25 protein-coding genes are annotated in these 24,813 nt (G+C 72.6%); 13 read left to right on the top strand and 12 right to left on the bottom strand.

Annotated features, from left to right (window positions below):
* The first annotated feature begins 26 nt into the window (after window positions 1-26).
* Entirely contained in the window at window positions 27-422 is a 396-nt protein-coding gene (locus HNQ07_RS18930; protein ID WP_229832245.1) for a hypothetical protein, read from the top strand.
* A 3-nt stretch (window positions 423-425) separates the two neighbouring features.
* Here the strand turns inward: HNQ07_RS18930 and HNQ07_RS18925 are convergent, their stop codons facing one another.
* The 3 genes from HNQ07_RS18925 to HNQ07_RS18915 all read right to left on the bottom strand — a co-directional run bounded on the left by HNQ07_RS18925 (window position 426) and on the right by HNQ07_RS18915 (window position 2,564).
* Complete coding sequence (locus tag HNQ07_RS18925; protein ID WP_184114737.1) at window positions 426-911, bottom strand: hypothetical protein; 486 nt, start codon at window positions 909-911, stop codon at window positions 426-428.
* A 75-nt stretch (window positions 912-986) separates the two neighbouring features.
* The gene (locus HNQ07_RS18920) at window positions 987-1,796 is read right to left on the bottom strand and encodes an HAD family hydrolase (protein ID WP_184114735.1); all 810 of its coding nucleotides are present in this window, start codon (window positions 1,794-1,796) and stop codon (window positions 987-989) included.
* A gap of 384 nt (window positions 1,797-2,180) precedes the next feature.
* Entirely contained in the window at window positions 2,181-2,564 is a 384-nt protein-coding gene (locus HNQ07_RS18915) for a 4'-phosphopantetheinyl transferase superfamily protein (protein WP_184114733.1), read from the bottom strand.
* A gap of 42 nt (window positions 2,565-2,606) precedes the next feature.
* Between HNQ07_RS18915 and HNQ07_RS18910 the strand changes: the two genes are divergently transcribed.
* Window positions 2,607-3,323, top strand: coding sequence for a HepT-like ribonuclease domain-containing protein (locus HNQ07_RS18910; RefSeq protein ID WP_221275239.1), 717 nt, complete (start codon window positions 2,607-2,609; stop codon window positions 3,321-3,323).
* On the opposite strand, the gene cax is transcribed toward HNQ07_RS18910, so the two are convergent.
* The 6 genes from cax to HNQ07_RS18880 form a co-directional block, all read right to left on the bottom strand.
* Window positions 3,313-4,458 carry a calcium/proton exchanger gene (gene cax, locus HNQ07_RS18905; protein WP_184114728.1) on the bottom strand — a complete coding sequence of 382 codons (1,146 nt, stop codon included), beginning with the start codon at window positions 4,456-4,458 and terminating at the stop codon, window positions 3,313-3,315. The genes HNQ07_RS18910 and cax overlap by 11 nt on opposite strands.
* A gap of 41 nt (window positions 4,459-4,499) precedes the next feature.
* Window positions 4,500-7,625 (bottom strand): DNA polymerase III subunit alpha, encoded by a 3,126-nt coding sequence (gene dnaE, locus HNQ07_RS18900; protein ID WP_184114726.1) that lies wholly within the window; start codon window positions 7,623-7,625, stop codon window positions 4,500-4,502.
* A 20-nt stretch (window positions 7,626-7,645) separates the two neighbouring features.
* Window positions 7,646-7,891, bottom strand: coding sequence for a DUF6504 family protein (locus tag HNQ07_RS18895; protein ID WP_184114724.1), 246 nt, complete (start codon window positions 7,889-7,891; stop codon window positions 7,646-7,648).
* Between the two features lie 8 nt (window positions 7,892-7,899).
* On the bottom strand, window positions 7,900-9,105 hold the full coding sequence (locus HNQ07_RS18890; RefSeq protein WP_184114723.1) for a Y-family DNA polymerase: 1,206 nt from the start codon (window positions 9,103-9,105) through the stop codon (window positions 7,900-7,902).
* 10 nt (window positions 9,106-9,115) lie between these two features.
* Window positions 9,116-9,802: a LexA family protein gene (locus tag HNQ07_RS18885; RefSeq protein WP_184114722.1), complete on the bottom strand. Its 687-nt coding sequence runs from the start codon at window positions 9,800-9,802 to the stop codon at window positions 9,116-9,118.
* Between the two features lie 84 nt (window positions 9,803-9,886).
* Complete coding sequence (locus HNQ07_RS18880) at window positions 9,887-10,843, bottom strand: aldo/keto reductase (RefSeq protein WP_184114721.1); 957 nt, start codon at window positions 10,841-10,843, stop codon at window positions 9,887-9,889.
* Window positions 10,844-11,051: 208 nt separating this feature from the next.
* Here HNQ07_RS18880 and HNQ07_RS24200 point away from each other — a divergent pair, with 208 nt between their 5' ends.
* The gene (locus tag HNQ07_RS24200; RefSeq protein WP_229832246.1) at window positions 11,052-12,035 is read left to right on the top strand and encodes a BON domain-containing protein; all 984 of its coding nucleotides are present in this window, start codon (window positions 11,052-11,054) and stop codon (window positions 12,033-12,035) included.
* Window positions 12,036-12,170: 135 nt separating this feature from the next.
* Here HNQ07_RS24200 and HNQ07_RS18870 read toward each other — a convergent pair whose 3' ends face one another.
* Both HNQ07_RS18870 and HNQ07_RS18865 read right to left on the bottom strand, forming a co-directional pair.
* A complete protein-coding gene (locus tag HNQ07_RS18870) occupies window positions 12,171-12,554 on the bottom strand; it encodes a RidA family protein (protein ID WP_184114720.1) in 384 nt (127 codons plus the stop codon).
* Window positions 12,555-12,577: 23 nt separating this feature from the next.
* Complete coding sequence (locus HNQ07_RS18865; RefSeq protein ID WP_184114719.1) at window positions 12,578-14,146, bottom strand: hypothetical protein; 1,569 nt, start codon at window positions 14,144-14,146, stop codon at window positions 12,578-12,580.
* A 149-nt stretch (window positions 14,147-14,295) separates the two neighbouring features.
* Between HNQ07_RS18865 and paaA the strand changes: the two genes are divergently transcribed.
* The 10 genes from paaA to HNQ07_RS18815 all read left to right on the top strand — a co-directional run bounded on the left by paaA (window position 14,296) and on the right by HNQ07_RS18815 (window position 23,793).
* Window positions 14,296-15,258, top strand: coding sequence for a 1,2-phenylacetyl-CoA epoxidase subunit PaaA (gene paaA, locus HNQ07_RS18860; RefSeq protein WP_184114718.1), 963 nt, complete (start codon window positions 14,296-14,298; stop codon window positions 15,256-15,258).
* Between the two features lie 44 nt (window positions 15,259-15,302).
* Window positions 15,303-15,941, top strand: coding sequence for a 1,2-phenylacetyl-CoA epoxidase subunit PaaB (locus HNQ07_RS18855; protein WP_184114717.1), 639 nt, complete (start codon window positions 15,303-15,305; stop codon window positions 15,939-15,941).
* Window positions 15,938-16,717 (top strand): 1,2-phenylacetyl-CoA epoxidase subunit PaaC, encoded by a 780-nt coding sequence (paaC, locus tag HNQ07_RS18850; RefSeq protein ID WP_184114715.1) that lies wholly within the window; start codon window positions 15,938-15,940, stop codon window positions 16,715-16,717. Before HNQ07_RS18855 ends, paaC begins: the two co-directional genes overlap by 4 nt.
* Window positions 16,717-17,214: a 1,2-phenylacetyl-CoA epoxidase subunit PaaD gene (gene paaD / locus HNQ07_RS18845; RefSeq protein ID WP_184114712.1), complete on the top strand. Its 498-nt coding sequence runs from the start codon at window positions 16,717-16,719 to the stop codon at window positions 17,212-17,214. The genes paaC and paaD overlap by 1 nt, the downstream gene beginning before the upstream one ends.
* A gap of 19 nt (window positions 17,215-17,233) precedes the next feature.
* Window positions 17,234-17,587: an Imm8 family immunity protein gene (locus tag HNQ07_RS18840; RefSeq protein ID WP_184114710.1), complete on the top strand. Its 354-nt coding sequence runs from the start codon at window positions 17,234-17,236 to the stop codon at window positions 17,585-17,587.
* Window positions 17,588-17,629: 42 nt separating this feature from the next.
* Entirely contained in the window at window positions 17,630-19,723 is a 2,094-nt protein-coding gene (paaZ, locus tag HNQ07_RS18835; RefSeq protein WP_184114708.1) for a phenylacetic acid degradation bifunctional protein PaaZ, read from the top strand.
* A 3-nt stretch (window positions 19,724-19,726) separates the two neighbouring features.
* On the top strand, window positions 19,727-19,963 hold the full coding sequence (locus HNQ07_RS18830; protein ID WP_184114706.1) for a hypothetical protein: 237 nt from the start codon (window positions 19,727-19,729) through the stop codon (window positions 19,961-19,963).
* A gap of 88 nt (window positions 19,964-20,051) precedes the next feature.
* Entirely contained in the window at window positions 20,052-21,065 is a 1,014-nt protein-coding gene (locus HNQ07_RS24460; protein WP_184114704.1) for a GGDEF domain-containing protein, read from the top strand.
* Between the two features lie 63 nt (window positions 21,066-21,128).
* A complete protein-coding gene (locus tag HNQ07_RS18820) occupies window positions 21,129-21,584 on the top strand; it encodes a VOC family protein (RefSeq protein WP_229832248.1) in 456 nt (151 codons plus the stop codon).
* A 151-nt stretch (window positions 21,585-21,735) separates the two neighbouring features.
* On the top strand, window positions 21,736-23,793 hold the full coding sequence (locus HNQ07_RS18815) for a DUF937 domain-containing protein (protein ID WP_184114702.1): 2,058 nt from the start codon (window positions 21,736-21,738) through the stop codon (window positions 23,791-23,793).
* A gap of 104 nt (window positions 23,794-23,897) precedes the next feature.
* Here HNQ07_RS18815 and HNQ07_RS18810 read toward each other — a convergent pair whose 3' ends face one another.
* Window positions 23,898-24,629 (bottom strand): phosphodiester glycosidase family protein, encoded by a 732-nt coding sequence (locus tag HNQ07_RS18810; protein ID WP_229832250.1) that lies wholly within the window; start codon window positions 24,627-24,629, stop codon window positions 23,898-23,900.
* Between the last annotated feature and the right edge of the window lie 184 nt (window positions 24,630-24,813).

Below are 24,813 nucleotides of genomic sequence, written 5' to 3'. Positions count from 1 at the left end.
GCGGCCCGGACGCTACGCTGCGCCGTGTGAGCGTCCGCGCCCTGCTGCCCCTCCTGCTGATGCCGGCCCTGGGCGCGTGCCAGGACACCCAGGCGCGCGTCCAGAACGAGGCCCTGACCCGCCGCGTCGCCGCCCTGGAAGCGCAGGTGCAGGTCCTGAAGGCGGCCCAGGCGCGGGCCAGCACGCCCGACGGCCTGGAGGCGCAGCTCAGCGCCCAGAACTGCGCCAACGACCTGACCCGCGCGCTGGAGACCTACCGCGAGAATTCCATCGACGGGCGCTACCCCACCCCCGCCGAACTGGACCTGCCGGACACCTGCACCGGGCAGCGCGTGAACTGGCAGGCCCTGACGGCGCACGCGTACACCTTCTCGATCAGCGGCGACGGCGGCCGGGAACTCGCCCGGCAGAGCGGTCCGTGAGCGTCAGCGTCCGGCCAGCAGCGCCGGCGCGACCGCCGTCTGATCCGACGAGCGGTCTTCGAGCAGGTTGATCGCAAAGGTCGTGACCCGCAGTCCGGTGAAGCCGATGACCAGTCCCCACACCTGCTGGGGCGCGCCCTCGAACACCGCGCTGCGCACGTAGAACGACTCGCCCGCGCGCGTGAAGGTCTGCTCGTTCACCAGCTGCGTCTCCCGGCCGTACTGCTGCACGCCCGTCTGGCGGAACGCGCGGAAGCCGCTGAGGTCCCCCCACTGCTGCTGCACGTCCGGCGTGAAGGCGTTCCACAGCCCGTCGAGCTTCACCGCGTAGAACTCCAGCATCAGCGCCCGGCCCCGCGTCAGTGCGAACTGCTCGGCCGGCGTGCGCGCCGCGCTGCCGGATGGCGGCGTGGCCGCCGTGCCCTGCGCGAATGCTCCCGGCCCAAGCGTCAGCAGGGCCGCCGTCACCACCCAGCGGATACAGTTCATGCTCCAGCGTAGGCCCGCGCTCTCGCCCCACCTGTCACCCCGCTGACGATTCCCGCCGCGTTCCCGCGCGCCCCGTCACGCCAGCAGCGCCTCGATCACCCGCGCCACGCCGTCGTCGTCGTTGCTGGCGGTCATCTCGCCCGCCGCGTCCCGGGCCTCCGGGTCCGCGTTCGCCATCGCCACGCCGCGGCCCGCCCACGCCAGCATCTCCGCGTCGTTGGGCGCGTCTCCGAAGGCCAGCACCTCTTCCCGCTGCACGCCCAGGTGCGCGCACAGCCGCGTCAGCCCCCACGCCTTGCTCACGCCCTCGGCCAGTACCTCCAGGAACGGCGCGCCGCTGTGCGTCACCGCGAAGCCCGGCAGGCCCAGGGCGCGCAGCTCCGGCAGCAGGTCGCGTGGCGTGAGCGTCGGGTGGCGCACGATGAATTTCAGGCTCGGTTCGGCCAGCACGGCGTCCAGGTCGTGCGCGCCCATGTCCGCCGGCTCGCGCTTGTGGTCCTCGAAGTGCGCGAGCTGCGCGTAGCCCGCCTGCGCCACGAACACCTCGCCGCCCTCCCGCACTGACACGAACAGCGTCCCCGGCACCCGCGCCGCCAGCGCCACGGCCAGCGCCCGCTGCACGTCCGATTCCACGTGCGCCGCGAACAGTGTCTCGCCCGTGCCCAGATGCACCCCGTGCGCGCCGTTCCCGCACAGCGCCCAGCCGGTAAATCCCGCCGCCTCCGCGATCCGGCGCACCCCGCGCGGCTGCCTGGCCGTGACCGGTACGACGTGGAGACCTGCGCGGCGGGCGGCGTCCAGGGTGGTGCGGGTGCGGGGACTGACGCTCAGGTCGCTGCGGAGCAGGGTGCCGTCGAGGTCCGTGGCGATCAGGCGGATGGGCATGGTGGGGAGGGTAGCGTGTGGGCTGCGTGACCCCACCCCCGGCCCCCTGCCCCGGTCAGGTGGTCGCCACGTTGTTTGAACTGGCCGGTACTGGAGTCTCGTCAGCGTGGGGGCGCGTTCCTGCCTCGGGCGTTGTCGCCGTCACCGCCCGCGCGCTGCGCGCCCATGAGTGAGTGAGCCGACGTCCTCTGAGCACGAGGATCAAGGGGCCGCCCCCGAGCGGATGGGACCACGCGCGACGGCGTTCGGTCAGGCACAGGGTGGGACGCCTCGGTTTTGAAGCTCGTCCCCTTGTGGGGAGGTTGACATAGAGTTGAGTGCGACCACCGCTGCCGAATCCGCCCTGTATGTTGCGCTTCCGGGTAGCACTAAGCTTTTCGCTTCCTATCTCGCCTCCAGCACCACCACGGCCGAGGCGTGTTCCTTGGTGTGGGTGAGGGTCAGGTGGGCCACCCAGCCGCGCTCCTGCATCTCGGCGGCGATGTGGGGGGCGTAGCCGAGGACCGGAGGCGCGAAGGGGAAGGGGCCGTCCGGGGTGCGGTCGCGCTGCACCCACACGTCGCGCCAGCCGTGAGGGCGGGGCCAGACCTTCTGGAAGGCCTCCTTGGCGGCGAAGCGCGCGGCGAGGCTGGGGGCGGGGTCGCTCAGGCGGGCGCAGTACGCGAGTTCGGTGGGCGCGAAGAGCTTCTCGGCGCGCCGGCCCTCGCGGGCGAGCATGCCGCGGATGCGTTCGATCTCGATCAGGTCATGGCCGACGGCGACGATCACGGAGTCAGCATAAGCGCGGGCGCGCGGCACTATGCTCGGCGGGTGAGTGCTTCCGAGCCGCTGGCCGCCCTGTTTCCCGACCTGCGCCTGAACACGGTGGCGGCGCTGCTGCGCTCGGGGCAGCCGGCGTGGGCGGCGGTGGGCGTGGCGCGCGTGCGGGTGTTCGGGTCGGTCGCGCGCGGCGAGGCGCGGGCCGAGTCGGACATCGACCTGCTGGTGGACTTCGTGCCGGGGCCAGCGCGCGGCCTGCTCGATGTGATGCGGGCGCGCGCGGTGCTGGAGGGGCTGCTGGCGCGGCGGGTGGACGTGGTGACGGAGGCCGCGCTGACGCCGCCACTCCGGGCCGAGATCCTGGCGGACGCCGTGGACGTGATGGCCGTGCCCACGCCGCTGCCGGCCGCACACCGCGCCAAGCGCTGGCGTTTCCGGGTGGTGGAACTGCTGGAGATCCTCGACCGGCTCGCGGCGCACGTCTCGGGACTGACCTACGCGACGTTCGTGCGGGACGAGCGCACGCGGGACGCGGCGCTGCTCCTGCTGCTGCGGCTGGGCGAGGGGACCAAGTACATCCCGCAGTCGGTGCAGGACACGCACCCGGCCGTTCCGTGGGCGCTGCTGCGCGACATCCGGAACGTGGTGGCACACAACTACTTCGGGCTGGACCCGGCGCTGGTGTGGCACACGGTCACGGTGGAGCTGCCCGCGCTGCGCCCGGCGGTGCAGGCGCTGGCGGACACGCCCGAGCGCGTCAGCCCATGAGGCTTCGCAGCGCCAGGGCCGCGCCCTCGGCGGCCTCCGCGCCACGCGGCGTGACGAAGTAGAACGCCAGGGCCAGCGCGAGGTACACCGCGAGCAGCAGCACGCCCTCGAACCACGTGGTCTCGCCGTCCTTGGTCACGCTGGTGACGATCAGGGCCACGGCGATGATCGCGATGAGTTCCAGCGGACTGCTGAACACCAGGTTCATGGGGTGGCCCAGGACATACCCGATGATCACCAGCAGTGGGGCGGTCAGCAGGGCCACCTGCACGGTCGCGCCGATGCCGATGTTCACGGCGAGGTCCATCTGGCCGCGCCGCGCGAAGTACGTGGCGGCGATGTACTCCGCGAAGTTCCCCACGACCGCCAGCACGATGATCCCCAGGAAGAACTCGCTGAGGCCCAGGGTGCTCGCGGTGGCCTCCAGCGCGCCGGAGAGCATCTCGGATTCCAGGGCGATCAGGGCGGTGCCGCCCAGCAGCACGCCCAGCGCGACGGGCAGCGACCACGGCTTGTCCGGGCCGTGGCCGTGTCCGCCCTCAGCCACGGCGAACACGTCCTTGTGCGTGACGAGGGTATACACGAGGTTCAGCAGGTACACCACGATCAGGATCACGGCCACACCCAGGCTGAGGTTCTCGTCGAGGTTCGTGCGGGTGCCGGCGTCGGCGGCGAAGGCCGGGAGCTGCTCGGTGTAGTCGAAGATGGCCGGCAGCGTCAGGGTGATCACTGTCAGGAACAGCATCGCGGAGAGCTGCCCGGCGTTCGCGGCATTGAACTTCTGGCGCTCGCCGCGGTTGGCGAATCCCGCCACCACGATCGCCAGCCCCAGGCCCAGCAGCGCGTTCCCGATGATGCTGCCGGTGATCTGCGCCTTGACGACCTGCGTGTTCCCGCTGATCAGGATGAAGATCGCGATGATCAGCTCGGCCATGTTCCCGAAGGTCACGTTCAGCAGCCCGCCGATGGTCGGCCCGGCGTGCACGGCCACGTGTTCGGTCGCCTTGCGCAGCCAGTCCGCGAGCGGCACGATCGCCAGCACCGCCGTGAAGAACACCCACAGTGGCGGCGCGTGGAAGACGTATTCCAGCAGCAGGCTGATCGGAATGAAGGCCAGCAGCGCGTTCATGAACATGAGGGCAGTCTAAGCCGTGGTCCGCTCGTCTGGCGCGGTCCTCACGCGTAGTCGTAGCCGCCCGCGCGCCACGGGATCTCCAGGTCGGCCAGGGTGTGGGCGCGCAGCGTCAGGTGCAGGCCCTCGCGTACCGCGTCCGCGCGGACGATCAGGGCGCGGGCGTCGCGCAGCAACTGCCGGTGCGCGCTCCACAGCTCGGGCGAGATCACCACCTGCGCGCGGTGCGGGCCGTCCTCGATCACGAAGAAGGCGTAGCCGCGCGCGGTGGGGGGTTTCTGCCGAGACACGATCACGCCGGCCGTGACCGTGGCCGCGCCCGAGCGCACGCGCCCGAGCGGCTCGGCGCCCGCGTCGATGAGTGCGGCACGCAGCAGCGTCATGGGGTGCAGGCCGTCCTCCGAGAGCCCCTTGCGGCGCAGGTTCCAGTCGAGGCGTTCGGCGTCGGTCAGCTCGGGCAGGGGCGGCGGGTCGCTGACGGGCAGCAGCAGGGGCGGCTGCCCGGCGCGGGGGTGGGCGGCCAGCACGCCCGCGCGGTACAGCGCCTCGCGGCGCGCGTGTAGGGCGTCCACACACCCGGCCTGCGCCAGCGCGTCCAGCGTGCCGCGTTCCAGCTCCACGCGGGCGTGCAGGTCGGCAAGGTCACGGTAGGGGCCGCCCAGGTGGCGTTCCAGCACGATCCGCTGCGCGTCCCCGTCGGACACGCCGACCACGCCGCCCAGGCCCACGCGCACGTGCCGGGTGTCCTCGGCGCGCGGGCGCACGGCCGAGGCGTTCACGCACGCGGGCCGCAGCGTCACGCCCCAGCGCCGCGCTTCCTGCGCCAGGGTCGCGGCGGGCCACATGCCCGGGGCCTCGCCCAGCACGCCGGCCAGGTACGGGGCGGGCCAGTGTTCGCGTACCCACGCGCTGGCGTAGGTGTGGAACGCGAAGGCGTGGGCGTGGCTCTCCGCGAAGCCGAAGCCCTGGAAGGCCGCGCACCACTCGAAGACCTCCTCGGACTCGAAGGGAAACGCGCCCACGGTGCGGGCGGCGCCCAGCACGAACTCGCGGCGCAGGGCGTCACGCGCCTCGCCGGGCGGCGCCTTGCCCAGGGTGCGGCGCAGGCGCTCGGCGTCCAGCCACGGGTACCCGGCGAAGCGGTGCGCGATCCGCAGGATCTGCTCCTGGAACAGGATCACGCCGTGCGTGTGGCGCAGGATGGACGCCAGCGGTTCCATCAGGGCCGGCACGGGTTCCTGCCCGCGCGCCCGGCGCAGGTACGGGTGCACGGTGGCCGACTGGATCGGGCCGGGGCGGAACAGCGCGATCTGGTGCGCGAGTTCCAGCCGCGTGCGGGCGCGCAGCTGCGTGCTCAGGCGCGTCTGCCCGGGGCTCTCGATCTGGAACAGGCCCAGCGTGTCGCCCCGCGCGATGCGCGCCCACACGCGCGGATCGTCCGGCAGCGCGCCGAAGTCCACGTAGGGGCCGCCCAGCCGCACGATCTCCTCGCGCGCGCGCTCCAGCGCCGAGAGCATCCGCAACCCCAGCAGGTCGAGCTTGATCAGGCCGGCGGCCTCGGCGTCGTCCTTGTCGAGGGTCAGCATGCGGATGCCGCCCGAACTGGTCACCAGCGGCGAGGTGTGCGTCAGCGGCCGGGCGCTCAGCACCACCCCGCCCGAATGCGGCGCGAGGTGCCGCACGAAGCCCGGTTCCATCAGCGCCAGCAGGTCCAGCAGCGTGCCGCGCACCGGGGCAGTGCCCAGCACCTCGTCGAAGGCGGGCGCGGCCTTGCGCGCCTGGTGCGGCGGCAGATGCCGGAAGTCGCGGCCCAGCGCGCGGGTCAGGCGGTCGCGCCACTCGGGCGGCAGGCCCAGTGCGCGGCCCAGGTCCTGCACCGCGCCCGGCAGGCGGTACGTGATGCGGTTGGCGACCATCGCCTCGCCCACGCCATCCACACCGAAGCGCTCCTCGACCCAGCTCAGGACCTCGCGGCGCCGGTGCGACGCGATGTCGATGTCTACGTCGGGCATCATGGTCTGTCCGGTGTGCAGGAAGCGCTCGAACAGCAGGTCGTGCGCCAGCGGATCGCTGGTCGTGATGCCCAGCAGGTAGCACAGCACGCTGGCGGCCGCGCTGCCCCGCCCGGCCGCCAGGATGCCCTGCCCCCGGCAGTAGTCCGTGACCTCGGCCGCCACCAGGAAAAAGCCGGCCAGGCCGTGCTGCGCCACCACGTCCAGCTCGCGCTCCAGGCGCTGGGCGGCCGCGGCGCGCTGGTCCGGCCGCGGGTAGCGCGGCGTCAGGGCGCGCACGCAGCGCTCACGCAGGTGGGTGTGGGCGTCCGCGCCCGGCGGCAGGTGGGGCGGCGGCACGCTGAAACCGCCGTCCAGTAACTCCACGCGGCACTCGGCGGCGAGCTGCGCGGCGTTCGCCAGGGCGTCCGGGAAGGGCAGCGCCCGGCCCCACGCGCGCGGCGTGCGCAGCGCTCTGCGGTCGTTGCGGGGCCGCGCGGCGTGCGGGGTGTCCAGGTCGATGCCCAGGCGGGCGCAGCACAGCGCGTCCAGCAGCGGAAACTGCGCGGGGCGCTCGAGCTGCACCAGCGGGGCCGCCACCGACGGCAGCCGCGCCTCGCGGGCCAGCAGCCACAGCAGCCGGGCGCGCCGGCCATCGCCGGGATACGCGCCGTGGAAGAGCTGCACGAACAGCCGTCCGTGAAAGACGTCCCGCAGCGCGTGCAGCCGTGCCAGGACGTCGCCCGTGCGTCGCTGCGCGAGGAGCGCCGCCGGGAACGAGTCGCGCCCGCCGGTCAACAGCACGATGTCCTCGGCGTGCGCGCACAGTTCGGCCGCCGTGACGTGCTGCTCGGGGCGGGCGAGCGCCACGGTCAGCAGGGCGTTCAGGTGCCCGTACCCGGCGCGGGTGGCGGCCAGCAGCCGCAGCGGAAAGGTGCCCTCGGGCAGCCGCACGTCCAGCGTGGCGCCCACCACGCCCTGCACGCCGGTCTCCTGCGCGGCGCGGCACAGCTCCACCGCGCCCGCCGTGCTGGCGTGATCCGTCAGGCCCAGGCCCCGGAAGCCGCGCCGGGCCGCGCCCTGCAGCAGCGTGGTGGGGCTGCACACCCCGCCGCCCGGCGTGAAGTACGAGCGCACGTCGAGCAGCGCGTCGAGCCGCAGGTCCGGGGAGGCCGTCATGGGCACGGTCGGGGCCAGGGTCAGTCGGCCAGCCGTGACAGCACCCACGCGTCGCCCGCCGCGCTGCGGACGTGGTAGACCTCGGCCGTGAGTGGGCCGGCGCGCAGCAGCCAGTAGTCGCGCGGGGGATCACGCCGCCACCAGCGGCCCGCCGCGCGCCACTCGTCCAGCACGCCGCTCACCCGGTAACGCCGGGCCCGCCACAGCAGCACCTGCGGCGTCCCGCCGCTCAGCTGCACGTGCACCTCCTCCTCCACGGCCCGCACGCCGCCCCCTACGCCCGCACGTCCGGCCGGCGTGGGAACGGGGCGGCAGCGGGGGTGGGCGTCGCCCGGACCGGCGCCGGCGCTCCCGGCTGTCCGTCGGCGACGCGCACCCACTCGTAGTGGTGGCCCGGCGCGAGGCTGAAGACGTCAAGCCAGCGCACGCGGCGCATGCTGCCGGGAAAGCGCCCCTCGGCCCGCCCGGCCGCGTCCTGGGCCTGGGCGCGGCCCCACAGGTCGCCCTGCACGGCCGGCCGCTCCAGGCCGCCCAGCGTGACCTCCAGGCCCTCGATGCCGTAGCGCGCGGCGTCGGCGTCGTGCAGGGTGGCGCGCAGGGCGCGGCGCAGGGTCGCGGGCACGCGCAGGTCGTCCTTGGGCTCGCGCGTGGCGCTCATGGTCAGGCCGGCCACCCGCGCGTCCAGCGTGACCCGGCCGGGGCGGCGCGTTCCCAGCGCGTCCAGCAGCGTGGCGGCCAGCGCGTCCAGGGCGGCCTCTAGGTCGTGCGGTTCGAACAGCGGATCGTCGAAGGCCAGGGCGGCGCTCACGGTGGCCTCCGGGCGGACCGCGCCCACCCCGCCGGACGCCGCGCCGTGCAGGTACGGGCGCAGCGCCGGGTAGTCCGCGCCCAGGAACGCGGCCTGCTGCGCGCGGCTCCAGCGCAGCAGCTCGCCCACGGCGCGCAGGCCCAGCCAGCCCAGGCGCTCCACGTGCGCAGCGCTCAGGCCCACGCCGCCCAGCACACGCAGCGGCAGTGCGGCGCGGAAGTCGGCTTCCTCGCCGGCGTGGACCGTCACGGTCTGCCCCGGCGCCGCCGACAGCGCCGCCAGCAGCGCCAGCTCACGCGTGCCAGCCAGCCCTACCTGGCCGCCCAGGGCCGCGGCGAGCTGAGTGGCGGCGGCCGGCGTCAGGGTGAGCAGCGCGCGGCCCGGCGCGAGCACCTCCAGGTGCGGACTGAAGGCGGGCAGCACCCGCAGCACCTCGCTCCACGCCGCCGCGCCGGCCGGACCGCTGCGGGGCACGGCGTGCAGCGTCGGCAGCCGTGACAGGGCGCCGGACACGCGCATGCCCGGCTGTACCCCGGCGGCCCGCGCGGCGGCGTCGGCGTCCAGCACGCGCCCGCCGTCCGTGACCACCACGGGTGCGCCCGGCGGCGCGTGCCGCGCGGCGACCCACAGCGCGAAGGGGTCCAGCACCAGTGCGGCGAGCGTGGCCTTCATCGCCGTGCCCTCATGGCCGCCGCCGGGCGTCCACGCTGCCCACGTGGCCGATCAGCAGGCCCTGCACCTGCACGTCGTCCGCGGCGTAGCGCATGGGCTCGAAGGCCGGATTCTCGCTGAGCAATGTCACCGTGCGGCCCCGGCGCTGCCAGCGCTTCAGGGTGGCGGTGTCCTCGCCGGGCACCAGCACCAGGGCCAGATCGCCGTTGTGCGCGACCTCGGCGGGCCGGATCACCACCAGGTCGCCGGGGAAGATGCCCAGGCCGGTCATGCTCTGGCCGCGCACCCGCAGCAGAAAATCGCCCTCGTGCAGCGTGAGCACCTCGTCCAGGCGCGTGACCATCCCCTCAACGTGCTGCTCGGCCACGCCCGGCGGGCCGGCGGCGACCTCGCCCAGCACGGGGAAGCCCGGCAGCGGGACGCTGTGGGCACCCTGCCGGGCACGCAGCGCGCGGGCGCGCGGGGTCAGGATCAGCAGGGCCGGCTGGCGGGGCCGGGCGTGGTACTCCAGCCAGCCGGCGGCGGCCAGCGCCAGCAGGTGCTCGCGCAGGTTCTGCCGCGCCAGCCCCAGGGTCTCGGCCAGCGCCGACGCGCTGAGGACCTCGTCGGTGCGGCAGTCCAGCGCGGTGCGCAGCACGTCCCACTGCCGGGGTGTCAGGCCGGGCGGCGGCCGGGAGGGAAGCATGTCACGTGACATGCTCCACTGTAAGTCCACTTCCAATGGCGTGGCAAGCCCTGCCCACTGCACCGAACATTCAGGTTGGGCGTCCGCACCCTGCGCTCACGTCCACGGCAGGGCGGCCCGCTCCTGCCAGTACCCATCCGGCGTACGGGCCAGGGCAGCGAACTCGGCCGGGTCGACGGTCAGCCGCAGCGCCGCGAGGTTCTGCGCGAGCTGATCCGGCGTGGTCGCCCCACTGAGCACCACGTCTGCCCACGGCTGCGCCAGCACGGCGGCGAGCGCCACGGCGTCCGGCGTCACGTCCCGCTCGTACGCAGCCGCGGCCAGCGCGGGTGGCACGTGCCCCCGCCCGGTCAGGCGGCCGTTCGCCACGCCCTCCTTGACCACCACGGTCCATCCGGCCGCGTGCGCCTCGGCGAGCGCCGCTCCGGCCGAGGGCTCCAGCACGTTCCACGTGGCCTGCACCACGCTGAAGGGCGCGGCGCCGTCCACCCGCACGTCCAGCGCCCGCCGGACTGTGTCCGCCTGCCGGGGTCCGCTGGTCGACAGGCCCACCCGCACGCCCGACGCCGCCAGCTCCGCGAGACGGGACAGCACGGAGGCGTCCTCCAGCACGCCTGTCTCCAGCGTCGCGGAGTGGATCAGGTACGCGTCCGGGGCGCGGCCCAGGGCGGCCAGCGTCTGCGGCCACTGGCGGTCCAGCGTGGCCCGGTCGTGGGACTTGACCTCGTGCACGTCCGCGTCGGTGCGCCAGCCGGCCACGTAGGTGTAGCCCCACTTGCTGCCCACGCGGGCCACGTGCCCCCGCTCGCGCAGCCAGCTGCCCAGGAACTCCTCGGCCAGGCCGTAGCTGCGCGCGGCGTCGAAGTACCGCAGGCCGGCTGCCCACGCGTCGTCGAGCATGGTCCACGCGTGGGCGTTCATCGCCTCCAGGGAGGTGTCCGGCAGGTCGGCGGCGTGGCCCACGTTCAGGTAGCCGGGGCGGCCCAGCGCGGCGAGGCCCAGCCCCAGCCGGGGTGCCCCGGGCATGAGCAGGTGGGAAGCAGGGTGCGGCATGCCCGCATTGTGGCGCGCCTGCCCCATGAACTCCCGATGGGCGAACGGTGACGCCCTTATCATCCCAGCGTCCGAATTCACGGCCAGGGCGTTCATCCTCCTGCCATCTCACGGTCCAGGTGCCCGCCTACGCTGGAATAACCACAAGTCATCGCAGCTCCAGGCCCGCGTGGACGTGCCACGCGCCGGGCTGCCCGGAGGAACACGTATGACGCGTTATCGTGACGACCGTTCCCAGATGGACCCGTATGCCCAGGACCGCAGCCGCTCCATGACGCAGGACCGCGAGTGGGGCCAGCGCGACTGGAACCGCCAGGATGACCGGTCTCAGGACCGTTCCATGCCGGACCGCTATGCCCAGGACCGGTCTATGCAGGACCGCTACAGCGACGACCGCGCCCGCGACCTGAGCTGGGACACCAGCCGGATGTCCACGGGCATGGGCGGCCAGGACCGCTGGGAGGACCGTGGCCGCGAGTACGGCCGTGAGGGCATGGGCCGCAGCTCCGGCTCCCGCGACGACGACCGAATGTGGGTCATCCGTCCGGACACCGGCCCGGGCTCCGGGTACGGCTTCAGCTCCGGCGCGGCAGGCGACCGCTCCGGCGGCCGCATGGACGACCGCGGCGGTGACATGCGCTGGCGCAACCTGCGCTGGGACGCCGACCAGCAGACGTGGCGCGGCCAGGACGACTTCGGCCGTCAGGACGGCCGGGGCGGCCAGGGCATGGGCGGCAGCTGGGGCCGTCCGGGCCAGGACGGTGGCTACAGTGCCCGCGGTGACAGCGGCTGGCAGGGGCAGGGCGGCCAGTCCGCGTGGGGCGGCGCCCGTGGCGAGAGCTACCGCGGCCGTGGCCCCAAGGGCTACCAGCGCAGCGACGACCGGATCAAGGAAATGGTCAGCGACGCCCTGGAGGACGACGACTACCTGGACGCCAGCAACATCGAGGTGCAGGTCCAGTCCGGCGAGGTCACCCTGACCGGCACCGTGAACGACCGCGCCCAGAAACGCCGCGCCGAGGACTGCGTGGACACCCTGCGCGGCGTGAAGGATGTCCACAACCAGCTGCGCGTGCAGCAGAACCAGCAGGACATGGGCGGCGCGTCCACCGGCGGCATGACCGGCAGTAGCGCGGCGTCTACCACCCGCAGCGACACCACGCCCACCGTCAGCGGCACCGCGAAGAGCTGAGCTGCAGTAAGGACTGAAGGCCGTGCCGGCCCCACCGATGCGGGGGCCGGCACGCCTGATCGCGGACACGCTCGCCACAGCGGGGGAGAGGCGCCCGAGGGAGCGGTCCTGCCCCGGGCGCCATCGATAACGCCGTCACTCCGTGATGATCGCCTCGGCCTCGATCTCCACGAGGTGCTGCGGGTCGATCAGGGCGGCCACCTGCACCATGGTCGCCGCCGGGCGGATCGCGCCAAAGACCTCGCCGTGTACGCGGCCGACCTCCGGCCAGCGGGCGATGTCCGTCACGTAGATCCGGGTGCGCACCACGTCCTCCAGCCGGGCGCCGGCGGCCTCCAGCGCGCGGCAGATGATCCCCAGCGCCACGCGGGTCTGCTCGGCCGGGTCGTCCACGCCGACCACCTCGCCGTCCACGGTGGCGGTCGTGCCGCTCACGTGCACCACGTTCCCGACGCGCACGGCGCGCGAGTACCCGACCGCCGCCTCCCACAGTCCACCGCTGCTGATCGTCTGCCGCATGTGCCCAGCGTAGCGGCCCGGCTTCAGCTGGGGTCCAGCTCGCCCGTCAGCGGTGTGAGCGTCCACGTCGTGACGGCCCAGCCGCCGCTGCCGCGCGCGAGGTCGATGGTGACCGTGTAGCGCGGCCCGAAGATGTACTCGCTGTCGGTCTTCGCGTCGGCGTACCCGACCTCGGCGGTCGCGGTGACCTGGGCGCGGTCGGCGGTGTCCGCGGTCATGTCCACCGCGCCCACGCTGAAGCCCCCCAGACGCGGCAGGTCGAGCCTGGCGTCCGTCAGGGCTGCCCACGGGCGGGCGCGGATCAGCGCGGCGTCGATACGGCGCTGCACCTCGGCGCGCTGGGCGGCCGTGCGGGGCGGCGTGGGGCGGGCGTAGCTGCTCGCCACCTGACGCGCCACGTTGCTCAGGTCGCCCAGCAGCGTGGCCGCCACCGCCAGGGGATCGTCCGTCAGGGCCGTGAGGGCCGCTGTGCCCACGCGGTGCGTGGTGTAGCGCACGCTGCCACTGCGCGCGTCCCGCACGATCACGTCGTCCCGCCCGGACGCGCGGCGCACCGCGAATGCGGGCCACCACGCGGCGTCCACGTACCCGCCCGCGTCCGAGCGCATGGGCACGGTCTGGAGGGGCGGGCCGGCCACGATGGCCGCGCCCTGCGCGCGGTACAGCTTCAGGGTGCCGGTGCTCGCCTGCCCGCCCTCCAGGGGCGTGTCTGCGGCCGGTCTGGCGTCGGTGCCGCCCACCAGCGCGAGGAACTCGCGGGTGCCGGGCGCGCTGAAGGCCCCGCCCAGTCCGGTGCGCGGCGCGTCCGGGTTCACGCCGGCGCGGGTCGGCCAGTCCCACAGGCCGAAGTCGCCCAGCGAGTGCCGGATGTCCGGGCCGTAGTTCGTGAGCCACGCGCGCACCCTGTCGGGCAGCGAGCGCAGGTAGGGCTCGGCCGTCGTGGGCGCCGTGATCACCCGCGCGGCGTACTCGGCGAGGTACCCGCCGCCGAAGGCTTCCCCGCTGGTCATGCTCTGCACGTACGAGCGCACCAGGCCGGGAAACGCGCGGGTATTCTCCACGTAGCGGGGCGCGCCGCCCGTGACTGGCAGGTACGAGTACACCACCGGCAGCGGAGCGCTCTCCGCGAAGCTCAGGCCGTAGGCGTACGCGAAGCGCCAGTCGGCGCCGACGAGTTCCATAGGGCCCTTGCCGTCGAGCTGCCGCACGTCCAGGGTGTCGGTGTGCGCGCTGAAGGCCGTGAGCAGCTTGCGGGGCGGCGTGGTCAGCGAGTACAGCGTGTGCGTGAAGCAGCAGTGCGCGCCGCCCGAGAAGCCCGCGAGCAGCACCTCGGGCACGCCGTCGCCGGTCACGTCGCGGCAGAAGTCCACGTGCACCATGGTGTCCTGCACCGTGGCGAGGGTGGCGCCGCCGCGCACGATGCTCACGCGGTCGTCGGGATCGCCGAAGCCGTTCTCCTCGAGCTTCAGGGTGTAGGCCCCACAGGTCTGCGTGGTGGTCTTGACGGGCATGGGCGTGTCGTCCTGGGCGCCGGCCGGCACGGGCAGGAGCAGCAGGGTCAGGACGCTCAGGGCGGTGCGGACAGTGGGCATGAAACCTCCGGCGGGAACGGAATGGGGGCGGCGGCGACGCTCCCAGCATGCGCTGCGCGACGGCCGCGCGTGAAGCACTCTGGGACCACTCCCATGCCAACCTAACGAGCGTTAGGTATACTGGGATCACTTACCCTGGAGGTGCCCCGATGACCCAGCCCACTCCGATCCATCCCGGCGAGACCCCCGAGCAGCACGCGCACTTCGAGGCCCGCATCGCGCGCGGCGAGAAGATCGAGCCCGGCGACTGGATGCCCGCCGAGTACCGCCGCCAGCTCATCCGCATGATCTCCCAGCACGCCCACAGCGAGGTCGTCGGGATGCTGCCCGAGGGCGAGTGGATCGCCCGCGCGCCCACCCTGAAGCGCAAGACCATCCTGATGGCCAAGGTGCAGGACGAGGCCGGGCACGGCCAGTACCTCTACCACGCCGCCGAGACGCTGGGCGCCACCCGCGAGGACATGCTCGCGGCGCTGCTGGCCGGCAAGGCCAAGTACTCCAGCATCTTCAACTACCCCACCCGCACGTGGGCGGACGTCGGCATGATCGGCTGGCTGGTGGACGGCGCGGCCATCAAGAACCAGACCATGCTCGCCGGGTGCAGCTACGGCCCGTACAGCCGCGCCATGGTCCGTATCTGCTCGGAGGAGACCTTCCATCACAAGCAGGGCAAGGAGATGATCGTCGCGTACGCCCAGGGCACCCCGGAGCAGCGCGCCATGGCCCAGGACGCCCTGAACCGCTGGTGGTGGCCCGCCGTGATGATGCTCGGCCCGCACGACGCCGACAGCCCCAACACCGGCGCGCTGTCCAGGTGGGGCATCAAGCTCAAGAGCAACGATGAGGTGCGCCAGGAGTTCATCAACGAGCACGTCCCGGAACTGCTGGAAGCGGGCCTGACCATCCCCGACCCGGACCTGCACCGCGACGAACGCGGCAACTGGATCCACGGCCCCGTCAACTGGGACGAGTTCTGGGCCGTCATCCGCGGCGAGCAGGGCCTGCACCGCGAACGCCTCGGCACCCGCCAGGCCGCCCACGACGACGGCGCGTGGGTGCGCGAGGCGTTGCAGGCGTACACGGATCGCCAGCGCGCGGTGGCGGCAGACTGAGGGCGGAAGCCCGGTCTGCTCACCGCCCATCCCAAGGACGTTCCATGACCCAACCCCACCCCGATACCCAGTGGCCGCGCTGGGAGGTGTTCAAGCAGGACGCGCCGGGCCGCCCGCATCAGGCGGTGGGCAGCGTCCATGCCGGCGACGGCGAGCACGCGCTGCTGACCGCGCGGAACGTGTTCGTGCGCCGGCCGGCCGCCGTGAGCCTGTGGTGCGTGCGCGAGACCGACCTTCTGACCGCCACGCCCGAGGAGGTGACCCGGAATCCGGCCGTGCTGGACACCCCAGGCGACGCGGGCACGTACCACGTGGGGGTCAAGCGCACGAACAAGCGCAGCATGACCTTCGTGGACCTCAGCGGCACCGTGCAGGCGACGGGAAGCGGCGACGCGCTGCGGCAGGCGCGGGTACTGCACCCGGACGTCCTGGCGTGGATGGTCTTCCCGGAGTCTGCGGTCGTCCGCACCGCCGAGGACGCTGGCACGGTAGAAAGCTGGTTCGCGCCCGCGAAGGACAAGACCTACAAGCAGCAGCAGCACTACGGCGTGATCGGCCGCCACGTGGGCGAACTCAAACGCTCCGGCCTGATGCCGCGGCAGGTGAACGAAGAACCCCACGTGGGCGACCACAAGGTCTACGACCACCCGCACGCCGCCGGCAAGTACAAGGAGGAGTCATGACGGCCACGGCAGGAACCCTGACCCCTGCACAGACGCAGGGCCTGATCCGCCGTCTCACGGCCCTCGCGGACGACGAGATCGTGCTGGCCCACCGGGGCGGCGAGTGGACCGGCCACGCCCCGATCCTGGAAGAGGACATCGCCCTGGCGAACATCGCGCAGGACGAACTCGGGCACGCGGGCCTGTACCTGGGCCTGCGCGCCGACCTGGACGGCAGCGACCCCGACCGCCTCGCATTTTTCCGGGACGCCGGCGCGTACACCTGCACGCGGCTGGTGGAACTCCCGAAGGGCGACTGGGCCGTGACCATGCTCCGCCAGTTCCTGTACGACACCTTCGAGGCCCTGTGGCTGGACGCCGCGACCCGCAGCACCTATGCGCCGCTGGCCGCCGTGGCCGCCAAGGCCGTGCGTGAGGAGAAATTCCACGTGCAGCACACGGCCCTGTGGGTCGAGCGCCTGGCTCTGGGCACCGAGGAGAGCGCCCGCCGTATCCATGTGGCCCTGGCCGAACTGTGGCCCCACACTGCGCAGCTCTTCCAGCCCGTCGAGGGCGAGGACGAATTGACTGCGGCGGGCCTCCTCCCCGACCTGCCCGCCGTTCACGCCCGCTGGCACGACCTCGTGACGCGGCACCTGCAGGGCCGCTGCGGCCTGCCCCTTCCCGCCACCGCCGACGCGGGTGCCGGCCGCGACACGCATACCGAGCACCTGGCCCCGTTGCTGGCCGAGATGCAGGCCGTGGCGCGCGCACACCCGGACGCGGAGGTGTGGTGATGACGCCGACGGTGACACACGCCACGCCGGCGGCGATCTGGGCCGCTCTGTCTCACGTTCCCGATCCGGAGATTCCGGTCGTGAGCATCACGGACATGGGCATGGTACGGGACGTCAGCGTGGACGGCGGGCGGGTGACGGTGACGTTCACGCCGACCTTCAGCGGCTGCCCGGCGTTGCACGTGATCCGGGACAGCATCGAGCAGGCCGTGCGCGATCTGGGCGTGGCGGACGTGGAGGTGCGGAGCACCCTGACGCCCCCGTGGACGACCGACTGGATAGGCGACGATGCCCGCGAGCGTCTGCGCGAGTACGGCATCGCGCCCCCCGCGCCCGCCGAGCACGGCCTGATCCAACTGGACGCCGAACCCACCCGCTGCCCCCGCTGCGGCTCCCTGAACGTGAGGATGACAGCGAGCTTCGGCCCGACGCTATGCAAGCGCATGTATGTCTGCGAGAGCTGCCGGGAACCGTTTGAGGGCTTCAAGAGCGTGTGATGAGGAGGCATAGCTCATCGTGATTCCTGAAGTAAAAGGGATATTTTTAATTGATTTCAGCAGTTCTGAGTGTTTTGTTCCCGACGACCCCTCTGATTTTGGCGTGGCCCTGCGTGTGATGATTGGCCCTCAGTATCAAGATGCGGCCGATTCCTTGAGATTTACCGTGTGCTCGCCAGCTTGGCATGCAAGAGAATGTGCTGTCGATGGCTTTGTGTGGCGCTGGGATATCTTAATAGTTAATGAGTACAGCCGTGTAGAAATAGGCAAAATCATCGAGAGGGTCGTCTCTCGCAGTGCCGCGCCAACGTGGCTCCAGATTGCGGAACAGATGTCCCGCAGATCGAACTGGGAGTTCGACACTTACACCTGAACGCGATCTACAAAGCTTCGACGTCCATGAGGTTGACTTGCCATGACCCTATCCACCATCCCTGACCTTCTGCGCCCCGCCTCCTACATCTCCGGCCGCTGGCATGCCAATCCTGACGGTCAGACGCTGCTCGACGCCGTGTATGGCCGGCCGGTGGCGGTCATCTCCTCTACGGGAGTGGACTTCGCGGAGGCGCTGGCGTACGGGCGCCGGGCGGGCGCGGCGATCCGCCGGCTGACGTTCCACGAACGGGCGCGGGCCCTGAAGGCGCTGGGCGCGTACCTGATGGAGCGCAAGGAGGCGTATTACGAGCTGAGCATGCTGACCGGCGCGACCCGCCGGGATTCGTGGGTGGACATCGAGGGCGGCATCGGCACGCTGTTCAGCTACGCGAGCATGGCTCGGCGCGACCTCCCGGACGAGCGCTTCTGGCCGGATGGCCGCGTGGAGCGCCTGGGCCGCGAGGGCACCTTCGTGGGCCGGCACCTGCTCGTCCCGCGTGAGGGCGTGGCCGTGCAGATCAACGCCTTCAACTTCCCGGTGTGGGGGATGCTGGAGAAGCTGGCCCCGGCCTTTGTCGGCGGGATGCCCAGCCTGGTCAAGCCCGCGCCGCAGACGGCGTACGTCACCGAGCGCGTGGTGCGCGACATCATCGCGTCCGGTCTGCTGCCGGAGGGCGCGCTCCAGCTCGTGACGGGCGAGCCGGGTGACCTGCTCGACCACCTGCTGGAGCAGGACATGGTGGCGTTCACGGGCTCGGCGGCCACGGCGGCGAAGCTGCGCGTGCATCCGAACGTGGTGGCCCGCAGCGTGCCCTTCAACGCCGAGGCGGACAGCCTGAACGCGTCGGTGCTGGGCCTGACCGTGACGCCGGACGCCCCGGAGTTCGCGCTGTTCGTGCGCGAGGTGGCGCGCGAGATGACGGGCAAGGCGGGCCAGAAGTGCACCGCGATCCGCCGCGCGCTGGTGCCCTCGCACCTCGTGGAGGCCGTGACGGACGGCCTGCGACGCGAACTGGCGAAGGTGACGCTGGGCGATCCGGCGCGTGACGACGTGCGGATGGGCGCGCTGGTGAGCGTCGAACAGCGCGAGCGGGTGCGCGACACGCTGCGCCGGCTCCAGGCCGAGGCCCGCGTGGTGATCTCCGGTGAGGCCGAACTGCGCGGCGGCGACCGCGAACAGGGCGCGTTCCTCGACCCGACGGTGCTGCTGTGCGAGTCGCCCCTGACGGCGACCGGGCCACACGAACTGGAGGCCTTCGGGCCGGTGGCGACACTCCTGCCCTACGATTCGCTGGAAGACGCCGTGATCCTCACGAAGCTGGGCCGGGGGTCGCTGGCCGGGAGCATCGTCACGCACGACCGCGCCGAGGCGACGGAGCTGGTGCTGGGCATGGCGAGTTCGCACGGCCGCCTGCTGGTCCTGAACCGCGACAACGCGAAGGAGAACACCGGGCATGGCTCGCCCCTGCCACAGCTGAACCACGGCGGACCGGGCCGGGCCGGCGGGGGATCGGAACTGGGCGGCCTCTCGGCGGTGCGCCATCACATGAACCGCGTGGCGGTGCAGGCCGATCCGACCACCCTGACCGCGATCACCCGCGAGTTCGTGCCCGGCGCGGCCGTGACCGAGGACGCCGTCCACCCCTTCCGCAAGTCCTTCGACGAGATCGAGGTGGGAGACAGCCTGCTCACGCACCGCCGCACCGTCACGGAGGCGGACATCGTGAACTTCGCGGGCCTCACCGGCGACCACTTCTACGCGCATGTAGACGAGATCGGCGCGAAGGAGGGCATCTTCGGGCGGCGCGTGGCGCACGGCTACTTCCTGATCTCGGCGGCGGCGGGGCAGTTCGTGTCGGCCGCGCCCGGCCCGGTGCTGGCGAACTACGGGCTGGAGAACCTGCGCTTCACCCTGCCCGTTGGCATCGGCGACACCATCCGCACTCGCCTGACGTGCAAGCGCAAAATTCGCAAGGACCTGCGGCCCGGCGAGACGCGCCCGACCGGCGTGGTCGAGTGGCGCAGCGAGATCACCAACCAGGACGGCGCGCTGGTCGCCACCTACGACATCCTCACGCTGGTCGAGCGGGCGCGTGACGCCTTCGACCCGCCGCTGGACGCCGCGCCAGCCTGAGCCGTGCCCGAGGACGCGCGCGGCGAACTGCTGGACGGCCGCTTCGGGTACCACGCCCTGAAGGACGGCCGGGTGGTCGTGTCGTGGTACGGCCGGCCCGTGACCACCCTGGCCGGCCGTGACGCCGAGCGCTTCCTGGCGCGCGTCGAGGGCCTGGATGACCACGCGGCGCAGCTCGTGATGGCACGCGTCACCGGCAACTTCCGGCGCGGCAACGAGGGGCGGCGGGGCAGAACGTAACTGCGCGGCTCCACACGTTGACATTCACATGGTAAACGTGGGTATGTTCACGTCGCCCTCAGCTGCGCCTCATCTGGTGGCTCGGCTGGTGCGGGTGAAGGGCTGGGCACTGGCGCTGTTCTTCTTCGGCGGCGGGCTGATGTCCCTGCTGGCCCTCGCGCTGCCCACGCACGGCGCGCCGGACCCGGTGGGCGGCCGCCTGCTGTTCGGCGTCACGGCGTCGGTGGGCCTGGGCCTGTCATTGCTGGCATGGGCTCGGCCACAGGTGCTGCTCGGCAAGCGCTTCGACGAACTGCTGATGGTGCTGGGCAACGCGTGCTCGCTCACGTCCACCCTGGGCGAGACATTGCTGTTCGGCACGCAGTACTCCGTGATGGTGCTGCTGTGGCCGATGGTGCTCACGGCCGGGTTCCTGCGCCGGCGCCTGCTGGGGTGGCAGGTGGCATTCAGCAGCGTGGCGGTGGCCGTGCTGGCCTTTACCAACGACCGCGTGCTCATGCGTGGCGAAGTGTGGCCGCTGGAGGCGCTGCTCACGGCCATTCCGGTCGCCTTCACCGGGCTGGCGGTGGCGTTCTTCCGCTCGGCGGCGGTGCAGGAGGCGCAGGAACTCGCGCGGCTGGGGCGCACTGATCCCCTGACGGGCCTCTCGAACCGCCGCGTGCTGTTCGACGAGTTCGCCGGCGTCGTGGCGGCGACGCTGCCCGGGCAGCGCGTGGCGCTGGTGATGCTCGACCTCGACCACTTCAAGCAGGTGAACGACCGCTACGGCCACCAGACCGGCGACGAGGTGCTGCGCTGCTTCGCGCAGACCCTCCAGACCCACGCGCAGGGCGGCGACCTGCTCGTGCGCATGGGCGGCGAGGAGTTTGTGTGGGTGATGGCCGAGCCGGACACGGACGCCGTGGTGCGGCGGGTCGAGGCGCTGCGCGCGGCATACGCGGCCCGGCCGGAATCGCGCGCCGTGACGGTCAGCGCCGGTGTGGTGCACTGCGCCGCGGACGTCACGGCGGCCCAGCTCTCGGCGCTGCTCGGCGCGGCCGACGCCGCCCTGTACCGCGCGAAGGAGGAGGGCCGCAACCGCACGCGCGTGGACGCCGCGTAGCGCGGTCGCCGCGCCGGAACGTTGCCACGACTGTGCCGCGCCCGGCGTGAGGACCATCAGGGCATGCCGCTCACCCCGCCGGCCCTCGTCACCGGACTGGACCACGTGCAGATCGAGGCGCCGGCCGGGTGTGAAGCCGCTGCTCGCGCGTTGTTCGGCGGCCTGCTGGGCCTGCCCGAAGTCGCCAAGCCGCTCGCCCTGCGCGGCCGGGGCGGAGTGTGGTTGGCGCTGCTGGACGGACGGCAGGTGCACGTGAGCGTCGCGCCGGACTTCGGGCCCCGCGTCAAGGGGCACGCGGCCCTGCGCTGCGCCGATCTGGCGGCCGTGCGCGCCCACCTGGAGGCGTGCGGCGTGCCCTGCGAGGCCGACCACGACACCGGCGCGCCCCGCGTATTCCTGAGTGATCCCTTCGGCCACCGTCTGGAGATCGTGCAGGAGGCGCCGCCGCCGGGCGGACCGCACCGCGACGCGACCGTTTGTGATGACTCCCTATGGAAAGGGGAGAAAACCGCACGGTAGAGCGTGGGGTAGGCTGGACGCGCGTTCCAGCGGGACCCGGAGCGTGACCGGCGCCGGCGGCGGTGGACCGTCCGGGGCGCTGTTCATCTGAACTGCAGGGGCTTTCGTCGCCACACCCCCACGGAGCCCACCGAGACACAGGAGGTTGCGCATGAACGTGATGGACACGATCCAGACCTTCTTCAGCCCCGAGGCGTCGGCCCGGCTCGGGCAGTCGGCCGGGCTGGACGCCCCAGCCGCGCAGCGGGCGCTGGAGGTCGGCCTGCCGCTGCAACTGGACGCCCTGGCGGAGTACGCTGGCCGCCCCGAGGGACAGGCCCAGATCGCAGAGGCCGTGGAGAACCTCCCGGACTTCGGCAGCGTGGCGGCCGCCCTGGACGACCCGGCCGGCGCCGAGACGCTGGAGCGGGCCGGCGAGCTGCTGGCCCCGGCGCTGCTGGGCGGCCGCGCCGACGCGATGGCGGCCGCTGTGGCTGCCCAGACGGGCGGCGCGCCGGCTGGCGTGACCCGCCTGCTGCACATGGCATTGCCGCTCCTGCTGAGCGTGCTGGGGCACCGTGGCGGCCTGACTGCCGGGAACGCAGCCGCCCTGCTGGCCGGAGCCGGTGGGCTGGCGGCCGCCTCGCCCGCCGCCGAGCCGTCCGGCGACGTGCTGGAGTTCGTGCGCGGGCAGTTCAGCAGCCCCGCTGCCGAGAAGATCGGGGCGGCGGCCGGGTTCGCTCCCAACGCTGCCGGCCGCGCCACGCTGGCCGCGCTGCCGCTCGTGCTGGCCGCCCTGGTCAGCCGGGCCAGGGCGGGCGGGGACGTGCTGGCCCTGGCACGGCCCTTCGCCGGCCTCAGTGACGACCATGGGCACGTGAACCCGCAGGTGCTGGACACCCCGGCCGACCTGGCCCGGATTGAGGGCCAGGGGCGCCGCCTGCTGGGCACGCTGTTCGGGAATGCGGACGCCCTCACCGGCCGCCTGGGTACGGCGCTGGGCGGCAGTGGCAGCAGCGCCGGCCGGCTGCTGGCCCTGCTGACTCCGCTGGTGCTGGCCGTGCTGGGTGGGCGCGCGCGGGCCGGGAACCTGGACGCGGCAGGCTTTGGCACGCTGCTGGGCGGCCTGGGCGGTCGCCTCGCCGGGCTGCTGCCGGCCGGGCTGGGCAGCCTGGGCGCCCTTCTCGGAGCGGACGGCCTGACCACCATGCTCGCCCCGGGCGCATCGGCGGCTCCTGCTCCCGCGCCTCGCCCGGCGGCGGCCCGCCCGGCAGCCACGACGACCACCGCCACTCCAGCGCCAGCCGCGCCGGCCCCGGTGCCGCCAGCCTCCACTCCTCCGGCTGCCCGGCGCCGCGGCGGATTCCCGTGGTGGCTGATTCCGCTGCTGGTCGTGCTGCTGCTGGGCGGCTGCTGGCTGCTGAACCGCCGCCCGGCCACCGTGGACGCCAGCACCGGAACTGGCACCGCCGCGACCGGTACAGCCACCGGGACGGGAACGGATACGTCCAGCACGGCCGCTGGGACGGACTCGGCCGGCACCGCCACGGCAGATACGGCCACGTCAGACACGACGGGCACCACGTCCACCGCGACCGACCCGGCAACCACCGGAAGCGCGGCCACGGACAGCCCGGGAACGGACAGCGCGGGAACGGCTGGCTCGGGCGGGGCCATGGACGGCAGCTTCATGATCAGTGAGCCCGCCGCGGACGCGACCCTGCCCGCCGGCGGATTCACGCTGCGCGGCATGGGCAAGGCCGGCGACGAGGTCGAACTCTTCGAGGACGACACCAGCCTGGGCAAGCTGAGCATCGGCCAGGACGGCAACTGGAGCTTCGACGTGCCCAGCCCGGCCGCCGGCAAGCACACGTACAGCGTCCGGGGTCCGGGCGGCGCCAGCCTCGGCTCGGTCGCCGTGACCATCGGCGCGGCCGACGCGAACGCCAGCGCCGCGGCCTGCACCGACGAGTACAGCCTAAGCATCACCGACGGGCAGGCGGTCAGCGAACCCTTCCGCTTCGGCGGTCAGGGCCAGGGCCAGGGCTACCGCGTGACCGTCAAGCGCGGCGAGCGCACCATCGGCGTGAAGGACATCCCGCTGGACAGCACCTGCGGCTGGAGTTACCAGAGCCGTCCCGGTGCGGGCGCCATCCGTTACGAGGTGCGGCCACTGGGCGAGCCGGACGCCGCGCCGCTGAGTGCCGTCGGCCTGACCGTCAACCAGTAATCTCGACCGTTCACTGCCCTACTCGGAGCTCCCCTGCCGTCAGGTTCCCGGCAGGGGTGCTTCAGCGTGTGGGGGCTGCGGGTTCTGAGAGTCCGTTCCCTCCCTTACCGGCTCACGCTCCATATGCCCGCGAACGGGGCAAGCTGCGTGTCGGTATCGGCCGTGGCGTACGCGCTGATGCTGCCGTCGAGGTACAGCGCGTCCGGGCAGCGCAGGGTGTCGCGGAAGAACACGGCGAACGAGTAGAAGTTCACCGGTCCCCGGCTGATCGCAAAGCGCACCCGCCCGTCCCGGCACACGCCCACCCCGCTGCGGACCTTGAAGGACGTGCCGGTCTTGCGGAACTCGGGATGCAACGTGCCGCCCTGCACGAGCAGCGGGCCGGACTGCGTCGCGAAGGTGGGGCTCACGTTCGAGCGGCGGTACGCCTGCGTTTCCGTCACGCCCGCCCGTCCACCCGCGATCCAGAACACGCCATTGGGCAGCAGTGCGAAATTTCCGCCGGAACGCGCATTGTTCAGGGGAACGAGCGTACGCCCCTGCTCGACATGCAGCCCCAGCGGTTTCGGGCCAGGAGCGTAGATCCCACTGTTCGTGGCGAACAGCAGCGTGCGGCCTTCCTTGCGCAGCCGGTCCCGCAGCTGCCCGAAGGTGCGGTATGGCTGCCTGGTCGTCGGATTGAGCCAGTGCAGGGCCAGCCGGTCCCGGCCGAGGTCCACGGTCGCCACGGTGTAGGTCATCCCGCCGGCCGACACCGACCCGATGTCCAAGGCGTTCGCCCGTCCGCAGGCGGTCAGGAGCAGCAGGCAAATAGGGCTGAAGGCGCGCCAGGACATGTTCCCCATCATGTCCGGGGGCACGGTGAGGTTCGTGCTCCGGACATCTCCAGATCCGCAAGGCGAGGGGAGTTGACAGATGTGGGTGTGGCCTGTATTGTTTCTGAGCCTCTTCGGAGGCGAGGCGCATGACAACCCGGACGAGAAGAGCGAGAACTGCGAAGTGTACGCGCGCTTCACGAGA

The sequence above is a fragment of the Deinococcus metalli genome, assembly GCF_014201805.1.
In the GTDB taxonomy this organism is placed as follows: domain Bacteria; phylum Deinococcota; class Deinococci; order Deinococcales; family Deinococcaceae; genus Deinococcus; species Deinococcus metalli.
Note: the sequence above shows the minus strand (reverse complement) of the source record. Positions and strands in the feature narration are given on the sequence as shown.

Coding starts and splice junctions, on each gene's coding strand:
- HNQ07_RS18925 (WP_184114737.1), bottom strand. CDS start 911: ATGAACTGTATCCGCTGGGTGGTGACGGCGGCCCTGCTGACGCTTGGG.
- HNQ07_RS18920 (WP_184114735.1), bottom strand. CDS start 1,796: ATGCCCATCCGCCTGATCGCCACGGACCTCGACGGCACCCTGCTCCGC.
- cax (WP_184114728.1), bottom strand. CDS start 4,458: ATGTTCATGAACGCGCTGCTGGCCTTCATTCCGATCAGCCTGCTGCTG.
- dnaE (WP_184114726.1), bottom strand. CDS start 7,625: ATGACGGCCTCCCCGGACCTGCGGCTCGACGCGCTGCTCGACGTGCGC.
- HNQ07_RS18890 (WP_184114723.1), bottom strand. CDS start 9,105: ATGAAGGCCACGCTCGCCGCACTGGTGCTGGACCCCTTCGCGCTGTGG.
- HNQ07_RS18885 (WP_184114722.1), bottom strand. CDS start 9,802: ATGTCACGTGACATGCTTCCCTCCCGGCCGCCGCCCGGCCTGACACCC.
- HNQ07_RS18880 (WP_184114721.1), bottom strand. CDS start 10,843: ATGCCGCACCCTGCTTCCCACCTGCTCATGCCCGGGGCACCCCGGCTG.
- HNQ07_RS24200 (WP_229832246.1), top strand. CDS start 11,052: ATGACGCGTTATCGTGACGACCGTTCCCAGATGGACCCGTATGCCCAG.
- HNQ07_RS18870 (WP_184114720.1), bottom strand. CDS start 12,554: ATGCGGCAGACGATCAGCAGCGGTGGACTGTGGGAGGCGGCGGTCGGG.
- HNQ07_RS18865 (WP_184114719.1), bottom strand. CDS start 14,146: ATGCCCACTGTCCGCACCGCCCTGAGCGTCCTGACCCTGCTGCTCCTG.
- paaA (WP_184114718.1), top strand. CDS start 14,296: ATGACCCAGCCCACTCCGATCCATCCCGGCGAGACCCCCGAGCAGCAC.
- HNQ07_RS18855 (WP_184114717.1), top strand. CDS start 15,303: ATGACCCAACCCCACCCCGATACCCAGTGGCCGCGCTGGGAGGTGTTC.
- paaC (WP_184114715.1), top strand. CDS start 15,938: ATGACGGCCACGGCAGGAACCCTGACCCCTGCACAGACGCAGGGCCTG.
- paaD (WP_184114712.1), top strand. CDS start 16,717: ATGACGCCGACGGTGACACACGCCACGCCGGCGGCGATCTGGGCCGCT.
- paaZ (WP_184114708.1), top strand. CDS start 17,630: ATGACCCTATCCACCATCCCTGACCTTCTGCGCCCCGCCTCCTACATC.
- HNQ07_RS18820 (WP_229832248.1), top strand. CDS start 21,129: ATGCCGCTCACCCCGCCGGCCCTCGTCACCGGACTGGACCACGTGCAG.
- HNQ07_RS18815 (WP_184114702.1), top strand. CDS start 21,736: ATGAACGTGATGGACACGATCCAGACCTTCTTCAGCCCCGAGGCGTCG.
- HNQ07_RS18810 (WP_229832250.1), bottom strand. CDS start 24,629: ATGTCCTGGCGCGCCTTCAGCCCTATTTGCCTGCTGCTCCTGACCGCC.